Genomic DNA, 13,325 nt, shown 5'->3' with positions numbered 1-13,325 from the left:
TTATTTGGTGAGTTGGCCTATAAGCCGGGTCCTGTTCTCCCGAAGGAGCGGCAGTCATTCCTCTAGGCCTGCAATCGCTCACAGGCTCAAGCAATCTACCCGGTTCCAACGCGAGCCACGCATTAATTCCGAAGAATAGTGGAACCCTATTTGATCTTGCTCCGGGTGGAGTTTACCGTGCCGCGAACTGTTACCAGCCGCGCGGTGCGCTCTTACCGCACCCTTTCACCCTTACCGGCCCGAAGGCAGGCGGTCTACTCTCTGTTGCACTGGTCGTCGGCTCACGCCGCCCAGACGTTATCTGGCACCCTGCTCTATGGAGCCCGGACTTTCCTCCCCGTTCTTGCGAACGCAGCGACTGCCCGGCCAACTCGGCGCGGATTATAGCCCATAGCGAGCCTCACACCAAGGCATTTCCTTACCAGCCCAGCTCCAGCCCTTTTTTATAGAGAGCATTTTTCTTCAGCCCATGGATCTGTGCCGCAATGGCGGCCGCCTTCTTCAGCGGTAATTCATCACAGAGTAGTTTGAGGGTATCCAGCGCCGCGGCGGGCGTTTCGTCTGCTTCTTCACTGACAAAACCGTGCAGCATAAGCACGATTTCACCGCGCTGCTGGTTGGCATCGGCTTCAACCTGCGCCAGCACTTCGGCCGTGGTGCCGCAGAGGAAAGTTTCAAAGGTCTTGGTCAGTTCCCGCGCCATCACCATCTGCCTATCCGGCCCCAGAACCGCCACCAGCGACTTGAGGCTGGGCAAAATTCTGTGGGGAGACTCATAGAAGATCAGGGTGCGCGGGTCTTCCCTAAGCGCCAGCAGTTTATCCTGGCGCCCTTTGTCTTTGGCCGGCAAAAAGCCTTCAAACGAGAAGCGATCCGAGGGCAAGCCAGATGCCGACAGCGCGGCAATGGCGGCGCAGGGGCCGGGCAGCGGGATCACCGGATAACCGGCGGCGCGGACATGGGATACCAGGTGATAGCCGGGATCGGAAATCAGCGGCGTGCCGGCATCGCTGATCAGCGCTATGGCTTCACCTTCGCCGAGGCGCTCAACAATCCACTGCGCCCGAGCACGTTCATTGTGGTCATGCAGCGCTGTCGTGCGGGTATCTATGCCAAAGTGGCTCAGCAATTTACCGCTGTGGCGAGTGTCTTCACAGGCGATCAACGCCACCTGATTCAGTACTTCCAGAGCCCTGGGGCTCAAGTCCCCCAGATTGCCTATGGGAGTGGGAACTATATACAGCGCGACCGACAGGTCCATAACTACCTCGGAGATGAAAGTGCCGAGACTTTCGTCAGGCACAATAGAAGGTTAAACTAGAGCCAGCATCTTACCAGAGTGAAGCCCTGTGTTAAAAAGCCTGAATAGAGTTAAATACATTTCTGCTGCAATTCTGCTTGCCAGCCTGTGGGGCTGTAGCAGCACGCCGCCGGCAGACAAAGAGCAGCTGGCCGTTGTTTCCCTGGTCAGCGCCCCGCAAGCCCCGGCCGAGTATTTGGCATTTGCCGCCAAGGCGCCCAGCAAGGAAAACCGCGAGCGTTATCTGTTGTTGGCTGCCAATGCTTATCTCAAGCAAGGGGATACAGATGCCGCTGCAGACATTCTGCATTCAATGCAGGCAGGGCTGAGCCCGGTGGATGAAATTCAGGCCGAGCATCGTTTTCTCAGTGCTCGCCTGCAAGAGCTGACCGGCAAGAGCGCCGAAGCGCTGAACACCTTGAATTATCCCGGTAATTGGCAGTTGCCCGATTGGCAATGGGCCAGTTATCACCAGGCCCGTGCCCGGCTGTTTGCTGCCAACCAGCAACCCGTGGAGCAGGTGCGTGAGTTGAGTCAGCTCAGTCAGTATCTGCCGATAAAGGCGACCGGCGAGGTTAACGACGAAATCTGGCAATTGCTCAAGCCGCTGCAGGAAGAAACCCTCTTAAGCTTTGCCGCGCAAGAGAGCGATGCCATATTCAACGGCTGGCTGCAGCTGGCTTATCTGGCCAAGCACTACGCGGTGGATCCCTCAAGCCTGATTCGGCAGCTGAGTGATTGGCAGAAACGCAATCCTTATCATCCTGCCGCGGTGCAGTTGCCTTCGGATCTGCAGCTGGCGCTCAGCGCCAAGCCCTACAGACCCAGCAATATCGCCGTGCTGCTGCCACTTTCAGGCCCAAGAGCCGGAGTCGCCAACACAGTGCGTCAGGGCATACTGGCCAGTTATCTGAACGACCCGGACAGCAATGTCAGCCTCAACTTCTTCGACACGGCCCAAGGTGCCGATAAGGCCTATCAGCAAGCGCTGCAGAGCGGTGCCGAATTTGTGATTGGCCCACTGCTGCAAAACGAAGTGGAACAAGTGATGGCGGCCCAGCAAGCTGCCGGGGCAAGCTCCCCGCCGCAACTGTTCCTCAACCAAATAGATAAGCTGGCGCCGCAACAGAATAAGTACTACTTCGCCCTGTCTCCCACTCAGGAGGCCAGCGATGCCGCCAGACGCATGTATCAAGATGGCATACAGGTGCCGCTGCTGCTGGCCAGCAATGATGCCGTGGGGCAACGTATGGCCCAGAGCTTTAAGCAGACCTGGATGGAACTGACCGACAGCGAAGCCGAAGTTCACTTCTATGACAACGGCGACAAGATGCGCGAAACCGTGGAAGAAGCCCTCGGCGTAACGGACAGCAAGGCGCGGATCCAGGCCATCAAGGCGCTGCTCGGCAGCAAGGTGAAGGCCGACTTCCGCTCCCGCGCCGATATCGATGCCATCTATATGATCTCAGGGATTCAGGACTTGCCGCTGCTGAAGCCCTTTATCGATGTTAACTTCAGTGTCTTTGCCGAGCAGGTGCCACTGTATACCAGCAGCCGCGCCCGTCAGGAAGACAACGCCAAACAAACTGCGATTGAACTGAACAATATCACCATCAGTGATATCCCCTGGTTGCTGCAGGCCAGTGAAGAAACCGAAGCGGTCAACAAGTTGTGGCCCACTTGGGGCAACGCCCAAAAACGCCTGTATGTGATGGGCTATGATGCCCTGCAGCTGGTCAACCGTCTGGCTCAGATGCATGCCTTCCCCGGATATCAGTACAGTGGCCGCAGCGGCCAGCTGACGGTGAGCCCGGATGGGGTGATCGAACGTCAGCTCAGTTGGGCCAAATACCAGCGCGGCGTTTTGCGGCCACTGTAAGCGGGCATATGGATCTGGGACAGGAAGGCGAGCGTCTGGCTCGCCAGTATCTGGAACAACAGGGCCTGACCTTTGTCGAACAGAATGTGCGCTACAGTTTCGGCGAACTGGACTTGGTGATGAAACAGGGCAGCCAATGGGTGTTTGTTGAGGTAAAATACCGCTCACCCAGCCGATTCGGCGGTGCTTTGCAGTCATTGAGCCAGGCCCAGATAACCCGGCTTCGCAAGGCCGCCAGCCAGTATCTGCAGCAACACAGGATCAATGCCCCCTGTCGCTTCGATCTACTGGCCATTGATGGCGGCAAGGTGCAATGGCTACAGGACGCTTTTTAGTAAGCGCTTAACCCGAAACAAATTTACACTTTAATGCCTGAAAAAAGCCCCCGGCCTATGGCATGATAGCAACACTTGATAGTGAAGGACTTATCCATGTTAGAACGTATCAAAGACAGCTTCACCGAGTCGATTCAGACCAAGATTGACGCCGCAGAGGCGCTGCCTGAGTCTATCGCCAAGGCCGCAGAAATGATGGTGCAATGTCTGTTGGGTGGCAATAAGATCCTTGCCTGTGGTAACGGCGGCAGCGCCGGTGATGCCCAGCACTTTTCAGCCGAGCTGTTGAACCGCTACGAAGTGGAACGCCCACCGCTGCCGGCCATAGCTCTGACCACAGACACTTCTACCCTGACGGCCATCGCCAACGACTATAGCTATGACGAAGTGTTTTCCAAGCAGATCCTGGCACTGGGCCAACCCGGTGACATACTGCTGGCCATTTCCACCAGCGGTAACTCAGGCAACGTTATCAAGGCGATGGAAGCTGCACTGAGCCGGGATATGACCATAGTGGCGCTCACGGGTAAAGATGGTGGTGCCATGGCCGGATTGCTGAGCACCAATGATGTGGAGATCCGCGTGCCCTCCAATGTCACCGCGCGCATTCAGGAAGTGCACCTGCTGGTTATCCACTGCCTGTGTGACAACATTGACCGTACCCTGTTCCCGCAGGACGAGCATCAATGAGACGTCTGCTGCCCCTGTGTCTACTGCTTACCAGTTTGACCGGCTGTGCCGGAGCCGTAATGGTGGGTGCAGTCGGCGGCGCCATGGTGGTCAACGATGAGCGCTCGCTCAAGACCCAGTTGAATGATACCAATGCCGACTTTAGTATCTCCAGCGCGTTGGGCGCGGAAGACGATCTGAAAAATCAGACCAACATCACCGGCGTCAGTATGAACGGTAATGTGCTGATGATAGGCCAAGCGCCCAACTCTATGCTTAGAGACAAAGCGATTCGGCTGGTCAAAGAGCTGCAACTGGGTGGCAAGATCCACAATCAGATCCGTATCGGCAACCCGACTTCCTTCACTACCCGCAGCAACGACACCTGGATCACCACCAAGGTCAAGGGGCGGATGCTCAACGACAAGAATCTGGATGTCACCAAGATCAAGGTGGTCACTGAGAACGGTGAAGTCTTTCTGCTTGGCCTGGTCGAGCGTGAACAGGCCGAACTGGCGGTGGAAATCGCCCGCAACACAGCTGGAGTGCGTAAGGTGATCAAGGTGTTTGACTACATCACCCCTTAACGCCCTTCATATCGAGTCGAACAAGAGCCGGTTATACCGGCTCTTGTGCTTTCAGTTCACGGGTTTTCATCAGCTTGGCGATAGCCGGCAAGCACAAGGTTGGCAGCACCACTAGCGCAGCTCCTATCCAACTCAGGGTATCCAGCCACTCATCGAACAGTAACCACCCCAGGAAGACGATAAAGATAAGCCCGCTGTATTCGGCTACGGCAATTTCACTGGCCTTGGCCCTGCGATAGGCCAGAACACAGAACCAGTGATAGGCCAGCAAGAAAGCATTGGAAAGCAGCGCAACCCCGAGCAGTTGCCAACTCAGCCCGGCCAGTTGTTGCGACAGTGCTACCAGCAGAGTCAGCGGCAGACTCAGCAAGTTGTAGCAGAGCAACGTCAGACTGGCAGGCTCGGTACTGGGCAGCTTTCGCAGGCTCATCTGGTTCAAAGAGAAGGTAAAGGCCGAAACCAACACGGCGATACCGGCCAACTCCAGTTCACTGGGCTTTAGGATCAACAAGATACCGACAAACCCCAGCGCGGCAATTCCCCATTGCAGCGGCGTGATCTTTTCCTTCAGGAACACCGCGCCGAGCACCATGATCATCAGGGGCGCCGAATAGAATAGCGAACTGACCGTCGCCAACGGCAGTGCCATTAGGCCAATAATCAAAAAGAGCGCGCCAACAGCTCCTGTGTTGGCACGCCAAAGGTGGATCTTGAGATGAGAAGTGCCCGGACGACCGGCCTTGAGCCACAGGGGCAGCAACATGAGTACCGCCGTCACCTGGCGCACCAGTAGGAAGGTTGCCGCATTGGCATCCTCAGGCAACCACTTGACCGACACGTCATAAAAAGCGCTGAAGAGATTTCCCACGGTCAATAAAATCAAACCGATAGCTACGGTTCTCTGCATCTTGGTTACCTTGAATCACTCTCAATCGGCGGCATCATATCCGGGTTAAAAACCAAACTGAAATGATGTTTTTTGCAAATAAATGAATTAAATTCATACTAAAGTTCTAAACAGAGTCGCCAATGCGAAAACTTCCCCCCTTGAGAGCGCTGCAGGTATTCGAGGCCGCGGCACGCCAGAGCCACTTTTCCCGCGCCGCCGAAGAGTTGTGTATCACCCAGAGCGCCGTGTCCCACCAGGTCAGGATATTGGAGGAACACTTTGACGAGCCTCTGTTTCTGCGTCAGGGGCGCAGCCTTAAACTGTCACCCAAGGGGGAGATCCTCTATGGCGAATTGGAGCGGATATTCAACGAACTCGCTGACCTTGGCCGTTTGTTCGGCGAGCCCAATCGTGAGCTGAAACTGGCGGTTTACAGCTCTTTTGCGGTCAAATGGTTGATCCCCCGACTCAGCGACTTTCGCCGCCGCCACCCCGAGGTACAGATAAGACTGGAGATGGTGGCCCAAGATCCCGAGCTCAGCGACAGTGTAGCCGATCTCTTTATCAGCGGTGGCCTCAAACGACGGGGTTACTGGCAGACTGTGCTGCACAAGGAACGGCTTATTCCAGTTTGTAGCCCGCAGTTACCTCCCAGAGCCGGACTGATAACGATTCAGAGTTTGCAGCAGTATCCGCTGTTGACCGTGGATGAAGGGCCGCTGGGACTGGACTGGAACCGCTGGGCCGAGGCCAACGGCGTGACTCTGACCCCCAATCACAGGCAGCATATTTTCAGCCATGTGTTAATGGCCATAGAAGCAGCTATTGCCGGTCAAGGTATAGCGCTGGCATCTGACTTTATGGTGGAAGATGATATTGCCAGTGGCCGTTTGATCGAACTCGAACTGCCGGATGTGCACACAGGATTTGAGTTCACTTTTTGCTGTAAGGAGCGGCGCCTCAAAGAACCGGCGATAGCCGCCTTTGCTGATTGGCTAATGTTGATGGCAAGCCAGCCGCAACCTCAGTAATTCGAACGCAGCCACAAAAAAGCCGACCTTGTAGGTCGGCTCTCAAGATAGGCGGAGTTACACCAACAAGCCTATCTTTTCATAGACTTTCTTCACTGTGACTTCGGCGCGGGCCTGGGCCTTTTCGGCGCCCTGCTTCATCACAGACTCCAGGAAGGCTCTGTCTTCACGGAATTCACGGAAGCGTTGTTGCAGCGGCTCCAACATACCGACCACAGCCTCACCGGCAGCCACTTTCAGATGGCCATACATCTTGCCTTCAAACTCGGCTTCCAGTTCGGCTATGCTCTGGCCTGTCACCCCGGACATCAGGCTCAGCAGGTTGGACACCCCAGGCTTGTTGTCTATGTCGAAACGCACCACAGGTGGCTCGTCACTGTCGGTCATCGCCTTTTTAAGCTTCTTCATCACCGCCTTGGGATCTTCCAATAGGCCGATGACATTGTTGCGGTTGTCATCTGACTTGGACATCTTCTTGGTGGGATCCTGCAGCGACATCACCTTGGCACCCAGCTCAGGGATAAAAGGCTCAGGCACAGTGAAGGTGTCACCATAAGCGTTGTTGAAGCGGGTGGCGATATCCCGGGTCAATTCCAGATGCTGTTTCTGATCCTGACCGACAGGGATCTCATTGGCCTGGTACAGCAGGATATCGGCCGCCATCAGTACAGGATAGCCAAACAGGCCGACGTTGATATTGTTGGCGTGCTTTTGCGACTTGTCCTTGAACTGAGTCATGCGGCTCAGTTCGCCCATCTGGGTGTAACAGTTCAGAACCCACCCCAACTGAGTGTGCTGTGGCACCTGTGACTGAATAAATACCGTGCTCTTCTTGGGATCGACACCACAGGCAAGGTACAGCGCCAGAGTGTCCAGGCAGGCTTCACGCAAGGCATTGGGATCCTGACGTACTGTGATGGCGTGCAGATCCACCACGCAATAGAGACAATCATGGCTGTCCTGCATGGCTACCCACTGACGCAGGGCACCCATGTAGTTACCTATGGTCAACTCGCCTGAGGGCTGGGCACCGCTCAATACTATGGGTTTGGGACTGCTCATGAATTTCATTACTCCGATTGCTGTGGCGGCAAATGCGCCAAAATTTGCTCAAAATGATCGCATACGGCATCTGGGCCGCAAAGCCCAATATCTTCACCGTAGTTGTAGCCATAGGTCAAGCCGATTGAGGCAATACCTGCCGCTTTCGCCGCCAGAATATCATTGCGGGAATCGCCCACCATCAACATCTGCTGTGGCGACAACTGCCATTTATCCAACAGATGAGTCAGCGGTAAGGGATCCGGTTTCATCTTGGCGAGAGAATCCCCGCCGAGAATTTCGCTGAAAAATGGCTCGATACCAAAGGACTTCAACAAGGGGATAGTAAAGCGATAAGGCTTGTTGGTAACTACCGCCAGTCTGAAACCTCTTTGTTGCAACGTGCCGAGCACAGATTCAACCCCGGGATACAACTTGCTATAACGCTCGAGGCAGGCTTCATAATGCTTCATAAATACCGGCATGGCATCGGCCATGACAGAGGCATCCGGCTCGTCGCCCAGGCTCGAGGTCAGCGCTCGGCGCATCAACATCTCTGTGCCATTGCCAACCCAGCTGCGCACTTGGTCTTCGCTGCAACCACGCAGTCCCATATCGGCCAGCGTGGCCTGAGTTGCTGCGGTCAAGTCCGGCACACTGTCCACCAGGGTGCCATCCAAATCAAAGGCGATCGCTCTGATACTACTCGCGATCATAACTTACACTCCTGCCAGTTCACGACGCATCTGGTCGATAACCGCCTTATAGTCAGGCTGGCTAAAGATAGCTGAACCGGCAACAAACATATCGGCACCGGCGGCGGCGATTTCGGCAATATTGTCCACCTTAACCCCACCGTCGACTTCCAAGCGGATATCACGGCCACTCTCATCGATGCGACGACGTACTTCGGCCAGTTTGTCCAGTGTCGATGGGATAAATGACTGGCCACCAAACCCTGGGTTGACCGACATCAGCAAAATCACATCCAGCTTATCCATCACATAGTCGAGATAATGCAGTGGTGTGGCCGGGTTGAATACCAAGCCGGCCTTACAGCCGTGATCTCGAATGAGTTGCACAGTGCGGTCCACATGCTCACTGGCCTCTGGATGGAAGGTGATGATAGAGGCTCCCGCCTTGGCAAAGTCCGGCACTATGCGGTCGACCGGCTTCACCATCAGGTGTACATCGATATCGGCGGTAATACCATAGTCACGTAACGCCTTGCAGACCATGGGACCAATAGTCAGGTTAGGTACATAATGGTTGTCCATTACATCGAAGTGAACCACGTCGGCCCCCGCATCCAAAACGGCTTTAACATCATCACCCAAGCGGGCAAAATCGGCAGACAGAATGGAAGGAGCAATAAGAAATGGGCGCATAGCATTCTCACAGGATGTTTAAGAAGTCGCCTATTTTACCCGCCAAGGCGCTCGGGCTCTATAGCCAGGCGCCCATTTCTACCGTTGAAAAAATTTATAAGTTGGAATAAGGTTGTTGCCAGGTAAAAAGTCGTTCAATTTATCAACGACTTTGTTATAATCGATTGATGTCACACTTGGGATTGGAACAGGATGAGCCAGAAACCGCCGGTTTTCACACACAGCATAAAGTCAGCAGCATTGCTCGCTGTCGCCGCTGGCGTGGTGGGAATTGCGGCCGTTGGGCTTAAAGAATCCAATAACTCGGCCAATAATTTGGTCCGTAATTGTAACCAAGAAAGTGAATATAACTCCAACCTACCTTCCAGCCATCCTAATAATCGCTGTGCGACTCAGGAAGATGAATTGAGCTGGAAGAGTTGGCTCAGCGGCAATAGTCGTTCAGGCCAGTTTCACTTTGTCGACTTACTGGAGTTATTACACGGCCATCAACGCAAACCGGTTGATGATATGGCTCCGGCCAATACCAACAACGGTTTCTAAATGCTTGGCCGCTACTGGCGTTACCTTTACAGTACGCTGGCAGCCTTCTTCGGGGTGCAGAGCGAATCCAATCGCTTGAAAGACTTTAGCTCTCACTCCTCCCCTCTCCCTTATATCATCACGGGCGTGTTGCTGGCTGCACTACTGGTGCTTGGACTATTGCTGCTGGTAAATAGAGTACTCGCCTGATTACTTTGGCAAAGATGACTTTCAGTCGTTCTCGTTGTGATAGGTTTCGTCGTACAAAGCCATCAACTCGTTCACCTTGGTCCTGGTGCTACCTTTCTGACTGATGTTACGCTGTACCTGAATCGTTTCCATTCTCGAGCCATGATAAAGCTCGCGGGTCAGCGGAATATCATGATTGCTGATAAGCACTGGAATGCCGCGCTCGATAGCAGTATGACGAGAGTGCCTGGCCAGCAGCGCCTGATCATCCAACGAAAAGCCGGCACCCACGTAAGTAGTAAAGCTGGCGGTGGTCGATAAGGGCGCGTATGGCGGATCGCAATAAATCACGTCACCGCTTCTGGCCAAGGCAAACGCCTGCTCGTAGCCAATACAGCAAAACTCGGCACTTTGAGCCTTGGCGGCAAAGCCGCGGATCTCTTTCTCAGGGAAATAAGGCTTCTTGTAGGAGCCAAAGGGAACATTGAACGCCCCCTTGCGGTTATAGCGACATAAGCCATTAAAACCAAAACGATTAAGATAGAGAAAATAGATCGCTCTATCGAAGGGATCGCGGCTACGATTGAATTTATCTCGGATCAGATAATATTGCTCTTTGTCGTTCATCTGCGGCACAAACAACTCGGCCGCCGCCCCTATGTATGCTTCAGGACGGGTTTGAATGATCGAGTAGAGATCAATCAAATCGCGATTGATATCGCACAGCAGGTAACTGGGGTAATCTGTGTTGAGGAACACAGAACCGGCACCGACAAAAGGCTCAACCAAGCGCTCGCCCTTAGGCAAGTGCTGAGTCAGGGCATCAACCAGTTTAAATTTACCACCGGCCCACTTGAGAAAGGCTCTTTGTTTTTTCTTCATTAAAATTGATTGGTGCCCGGAAAAACGAAAGTGTGGATTGTACTCGGTTTAAGAGGAAATTTCACTGTTACTTAGACCCGACTGTAAACGATAACGTTGCAAAGATTGCCAGGATTTTACCCAAGGTTGGGGAAGCCCCAGCGACTGTTGTAACTGTTTTCCGGCCTCAACAGCCTCTTGTTTGCTGGCATATTCACCGACCAGCACTACCCACCAATCGTCATGCCGAGCAATTCTCAGCTTGTCTACATTTTGCAATTTGCCAATAAAAGCCACCAGAGATGAGTAACGTTTAACGCTCACCAACTGCAAGGTATAACCTTTGGTAGGCAACGGCTCGGCTTTGGGTTCGACTCGCTCTTGGATTGGCTGAGGTTCGCCATCTAAAACAGAGGCCGCTTTGATTTCTTCGGACTCAGATTTAGTTGGCGGCACTGTGATAGGAGCCGTCTCCACATCCACTGTCGCCTTGGCATCGTTGAGCAGTTCAGAACTATTTTCCGGCTCTGGGTTCGGCTGACTATCCGCTTGCAGTTTGATTTCCTGAACGGATTTCGAGTCTTGCCGCGAGGCGTTCGCTGACGCACCAATGCTCTGGCTTTGCGGCGGTTCGAGACGAACATATACAGGAACCGAGGTGAGATCTTTCGAAGCCGGTTCATTATCGAGCCAACGCTCGGCAAATTGAGTTAAGGGAGTTGTTTGCCGTTCCAGCACCAAGGTCGATTTGGGGAGCTCGGGCAAAGGCTCAGTCGAGCGCAACAGATACCAGGAGAACAACGCCAGGCCGAACAACACAACACTGCCCAAGATCAATATAGTCTTCCAAGGCAAGCGTCTTGGCTGCGGCGGCTCACCGTTCAAGGCCAACTCCAGCAATGCCAAAACCTCGGCAGGTGTCCCTTGTTGCCGCTCCAATTGCTTGACCACTATGGCCCGAGGCGTAAAAGTACGCACCGCACTGCGAGTCAACAAAGTTTGATACAAGCCCTCACGTTCGGCGAGGGAAAGCGGCTCAAGTTTAACCGGCAACACCTGCTGTTTCTGTGCCTTGGGCAGTTGCAACTGTAACTGCTCGGCAAATTCAGGCGAGACCGAACAGGTCAGCGTGATAGGCTCACCTCTGGCTTGCAACTGAGTCAATAGCAAACACTCGGCCCAGAGCGCCAAGGGCATATTGTCGGCATCGTCGATCAGGATATGGATAGGCTTGCGCATCTCACTCAGATAGCGCAACAGAGTATCGGCTAGGGGTTGTTCGTCGTCAAATAGGGGATCGGGCAGCAGTTGGATCAGCAATTTACGCCGTATTTCGGCGGCATCGACATGTTGAGGGCAAGTGACCAACGCCAGATTATGCTCATCGAGCACATTAGCCAAGGCGGTCAACAGTCTTGTCTTACCGGCTCCAACCTGCCCCTGCAACAAAACCAGCTGCTGACCATAACAGGCCAGATGCTGCAGTCTTTGTAACAGCGCCTCTTGTGAAGGCAGGAGAAGTTCTTCAGTTGCCACCATTGTCACCCATTAAGGCTCAAGCGCGGCAGATCACCTGTTCGAGTAGGGATTCCGGCACTTGAGCAAAAATACCGGCCTGCCCCATAGCAGTGGGCAAAACTAGGCGGATTTGCCCAGCCAAAACCTTTTTATCACGCCGCATATGTTTGATAAAGCTTTCAAAATCCATGGAATCTGGTGCGGTTATCGGTAAATCGAATGCCTGTAACAACGCACCGATGCGACAGAGAGTTGACTCGTCAATCAGTTCCATGGCCTTTGCAGTTTGTGCAGCAAGGACTGTGCCAGCAGCAACCGCTTCACCATGAAGCCAATTACCATAGCCCATTTCAGCTTCGATGGCATGACCAAAGGTATGCCCCAGATTCAACAGAGCGCGAACCCCCTGCTCGGTCTCATCTTCGGCAACCACTTCGGCTTTGATCTCACAGCAACGACGGATGGCATAAGCCAGTGCCTCTGGCTGCTGCGATTTGAGTGACTCGACATTGTTTTCGAGCCACAGGAAAAAGTCAGCATCCCAAATGATGCCGTATTTGATCACTTCGGCCATGCCAGCGGCAAATTCACGCGCCGGCAAAGTCTTCAGGCACAGAGTATCTATCAGCACAAGTTTGGGTTGATAGAAAGCGCCTATCATGTTTTTGCCCAGCGGGTGATTAACCGCCGTCTTGCCCCCCACGGAGGAGTCGACCTGAGACAGGAGCGTAGTGGGGATCTGGATAAAGTCCACGCCCCGCTGATAACAGGCCGCAGCGAAGCCGACCATGTCACCAATGACACCGCCGCCGAGAGCCACCAGCACCACATCACGACCGCAATTGTGCTCAAGCAGAGCCGTAAATACGCTTTCGAGTTGTGCCAGTGTCTTGTACTGCTCACCATCAGGCAGAATATGAGCAAAAACCTGAGCCGCAGGCAGCAGAAGGCGCTGCAAAGACTGCAGATACAGGGGAGCTACTGTGTCATTGGAGACAATAAGGACTTTTTTACCCGAGATACTCGCCGTTAGACAATCGCTCTGGGCCAACAGACCCTGGCCAATGAAGATAGGATAACTACGTTCACCTAAATCGACCCGGATCTGTTGCATCT

The 13,325-nt window shown here is 53.9% G+C and carries 15 protein-coding genes and 1 other RNA gene; 7 read left to right on the top strand and 9 right to left on the bottom strand.

Going from position 1 to position 13,325, the window contains the following annotated elements; translation table 11 throughout:
- Positions 1-4: 4 nt before the first annotated feature.
- Positions 5-374, bottom strand: an RNA gene (gene rnpB / locus K5621_RS01400) — RNase P RNA component class A.
- 44 nt (positions 375-418) lie between these two features.
- A complete protein-coding gene (rsmI, locus tag K5621_RS01395) occupies positions 419-1,261 on the bottom strand; it encodes a 16S rRNA (cytidine(1402)-2'-O)-methyltransferase (RefSeq protein WP_162207140.1) in 843 nt (280 codons plus the stop codon).
- Between the two features lie 88 nt (positions 1,262-1,349).
- On the opposite strand from rsmI, the gene K5621_RS01390 reads away from it, so the two are divergent.
- The 4 genes from K5621_RS01390 (at position 1,350) to K5621_RS01375 (ending at position 4,770) form a co-directional block, all read left to right on the top strand.
- The gene (locus tag K5621_RS01390) at positions 1,350-3,179 is read left to right on the top strand and encodes a penicillin-binding protein activator (protein WP_221050231.1); all 1,830 of its coding nucleotides are present in this window, start codon (positions 1,350-1,352) and stop codon (positions 3,177-3,179) included.
- An 8-nt stretch (positions 3,180-3,187) separates the two neighbouring features.
- Positions 3,188-3,514 (top strand): YraN family protein, encoded by a 327-nt coding sequence (locus tag K5621_RS01385; RefSeq protein ID WP_100145874.1) that lies wholly within the window; start codon positions 3,188-3,190, stop codon positions 3,512-3,514.
- A gap of 96 nt (positions 3,515-3,610) precedes the next feature.
- Entirely contained in the window at positions 3,611-4,204 is a 594-nt protein-coding gene (locus K5621_RS01380) for a phosphoheptose isomerase (protein ID WP_028780981.1), read from the top strand.
- On the top strand, positions 4,201-4,770 hold the full coding sequence (locus tag K5621_RS01375) for a BON domain-containing protein (protein ID WP_221050230.1): 570 nt from the start codon (positions 4,201-4,203) through the stop codon (positions 4,768-4,770). The genes K5621_RS01380 and K5621_RS01375 overlap by 4 nt, the downstream gene beginning before the upstream one ends.
- A gap of 31 nt (positions 4,771-4,801) precedes the next feature.
- Here the strand turns inward: K5621_RS01375 and K5621_RS01370 are convergent, their stop codons facing one another.
- Positions 4,802-5,677 (bottom strand): DMT family transporter, encoded by an 876-nt coding sequence (locus K5621_RS01370; RefSeq protein ID WP_100145878.1) that lies wholly within the window; start codon positions 5,675-5,677, stop codon positions 4,802-4,804.
- 122 nt (positions 5,678-5,799) lie between these two features.
- On the opposite strand from K5621_RS01370, the gene K5621_RS01365 reads away from it, so the two are divergent.
- Positions 5,800-6,690 carry a LysR substrate-binding domain-containing protein gene (locus K5621_RS01365; RefSeq protein ID WP_221050229.1) on the top strand — a complete coding sequence of 297 codons (891 nt, stop codon included), beginning with the start codon at positions 5,800-5,802 and terminating at the stop codon, positions 6,688-6,690.
- A gap of 57 nt (positions 6,691-6,747) precedes the next feature.
- Here the strand turns inward: K5621_RS01365 and trpS are convergent, their stop codons facing one another.
- The 3 genes from trpS to rpe are packed head-to-tail and all read right to left on the bottom strand — an operon-like array spanning position 6,748 to position 9,119.
- Complete coding sequence (trpS, locus tag K5621_RS01360; RefSeq protein WP_025011602.1) at positions 6,748-7,752, bottom strand: tryptophan--tRNA ligase; 1,005 nt, start codon at positions 7,750-7,752, stop codon at positions 6,748-6,750.
- A gap of 8 nt (positions 7,753-7,760) precedes the next feature.
- Positions 7,761-8,447: a phosphoglycolate phosphatase gene (locus K5621_RS01355; protein ID WP_425332452.1), complete on the bottom strand. Its 687-nt coding sequence runs from the start codon at positions 8,445-8,447 to the stop codon at positions 7,761-7,763.
- A 3-nt stretch (positions 8,448-8,450) separates the two neighbouring features.
- Positions 8,451-9,119, bottom strand: a complete 669-nt coding sequence (gene rpe / locus K5621_RS01350; RefSeq protein WP_100145882.1) for a ribulose-phosphate 3-epimerase — start codon at positions 9,117-9,119, stop codon at positions 8,451-8,453.
- 192 nt (positions 9,120-9,311) lie between these two features.
- Here rpe and K5621_RS01345 point away from each other — a divergent pair, with 192 nt between their 5' ends.
- Positions 9,312-9,662, top strand: a complete 351-nt coding sequence (locus tag K5621_RS01345; RefSeq protein ID WP_221050228.1) for a hypothetical protein — start codon at positions 9,312-9,314, stop codon at positions 9,660-9,662.
- Positions 9,663-9,851 carry a DUF2970 domain-containing protein gene (locus tag K5621_RS01340; protein ID WP_100145886.1) on the top strand — a complete coding sequence of 63 codons (189 nt, stop codon included), beginning with the start codon at positions 9,663-9,665 and terminating at the stop codon, positions 9,849-9,851.
- 21 nt (positions 9,852-9,872) lie between these two features.
- Here K5621_RS01340 and K5621_RS01335 read toward each other — a convergent pair whose 3' ends face one another.
- From K5621_RS01335 to aroB, 3 genes are read right to left on the bottom strand one after another with little or no spacing between them, the layout of a single operon-like run.
- On the bottom strand, positions 9,873-10,712 hold the full coding sequence (locus tag K5621_RS01335; RefSeq protein WP_100145888.1) for a Dam family site-specific DNA-(adenine-N6)-methyltransferase: 840 nt from the start codon (positions 10,710-10,712) through the stop codon (positions 9,873-9,875).
- A gap of 48 nt (positions 10,713-10,760) precedes the next feature.
- The gene (locus tag K5621_RS01330; protein WP_221050227.1) at positions 10,761-12,230 is read right to left on the bottom strand and encodes an AAA family ATPase; all 1,470 of its coding nucleotides are present in this window, start codon (positions 12,228-12,230) and stop codon (positions 10,761-10,763) included.
- A 16-nt stretch (positions 12,231-12,246) separates the two neighbouring features.
- Positions 12,247-13,323: a 3-dehydroquinate synthase gene (gene aroB / locus K5621_RS01325; protein WP_100145892.1), complete on the bottom strand. Its 1,077-nt coding sequence runs from the start codon at positions 13,321-13,323 to the stop codon at positions 12,247-12,249.
- Positions 13,324-13,325 lie beyond the last annotated feature (2 nt).

It is taken from the genome of Shewanella carassii (assembly GCF_019670705.1).
Classification (GTDB): domain Bacteria; phylum Pseudomonadota; class Gammaproteobacteria; order Enterobacterales; family Shewanellaceae; genus Shewanella; species Shewanella carassii.
The sequence above is the reverse complement of the archived record's forward strand: the minus strand, read 5'-3'. Positions and strand labels throughout refer to the sequence as shown.

Excerpts from the sequence above, each read along its gene's own strand:
- trpS (WP_025011602.1), bottom strand. The coding sequence starts at position 7,752 with ATGAGCAGTCCCAAACCCATAGTATTGAGCGGTGCCCAGCCCTCAGGC.
- K5621_RS01340 (WP_100145886.1), top strand. The coding sequence starts at position 9,663 with ATGCTTGGCCGCTACTGGCGTTACCTTTACAGTACGCTGGCAGCCTTC.
- K5621_RS01345 (WP_221050228.1), top strand. The coding sequence starts at position 9,312 with ATGAGCCAGAAACCGCCGGTTTTCACACACAGCATAAAGTCAGCAGCA.
- K5621_RS01365 (WP_221050229.1), top strand. The coding sequence starts at position 5,800 with ATGCGAAAACTTCCCCCCTTGAGAGCGCTGCAGGTATTCGAGGCCGCG.
- K5621_RS01375 (WP_221050230.1), top strand. The coding sequence starts at position 4,201 with ATGAGACGTCTGCTGCCCCTGTGTCTACTGCTTACCAGTTTGACCGGC.
- K5621_RS01330 (WP_221050227.1), bottom strand. The coding sequence starts at position 12,230 with ATGGTGGCAACTGAAGAACTTCTCCTGCCTTCACAAGAGGCGCTGTTA.
- K5621_RS01380 (WP_028780981.1), top strand. The coding sequence starts at position 3,611 with ATGTTAGAACGTATCAAAGACAGCTTCACCGAGTCGATTCAGACCAAG.
- K5621_RS01370 (WP_100145878.1), bottom strand. The coding sequence starts at position 5,677 with ATGCAGAGAACCGTAGCTATCGGTTTGATTTTATTGACCGTGGGAAAT.
- K5621_RS01335 (WP_100145888.1), bottom strand. The coding sequence starts at position 10,712 with ATGAAGAAAAAACAAAGAGCCTTTCTCAAGTGGGCCGGTGGTAAATTT.
- aroB (WP_100145892.1), bottom strand. The coding sequence starts at position 13,323 with ATGCAACAGATCCGGGTCGATTTAGGTGAACGTAGTTATCCTATCTTC.
- rsmI (WP_162207140.1), bottom strand. The coding sequence starts at position 1,261 with ATGGACCTGTCGGTCGCGCTGTATATAGTTCCCACTCCCATAGGCAAT.
- rpe (WP_100145882.1), bottom strand. The coding sequence starts at position 9,119 with ATGCGCCCATTTCTTATTGCTCCTTCCATTCTGTCTGCCGATTTTGCC.
- K5621_RS01355 (WP_425332452.1), bottom strand. The coding sequence starts at position 8,447 with ATGATCGCGAGTAGTATCAGAGCGATCGCCTTTGATTTGGATGGCACC.
- K5621_RS01385 (WP_100145874.1), top strand. The coding sequence starts at position 3,188 with ATGGATCTGGGACAGGAAGGCGAGCGTCTGGCTCGCCAGTATCTGGAA.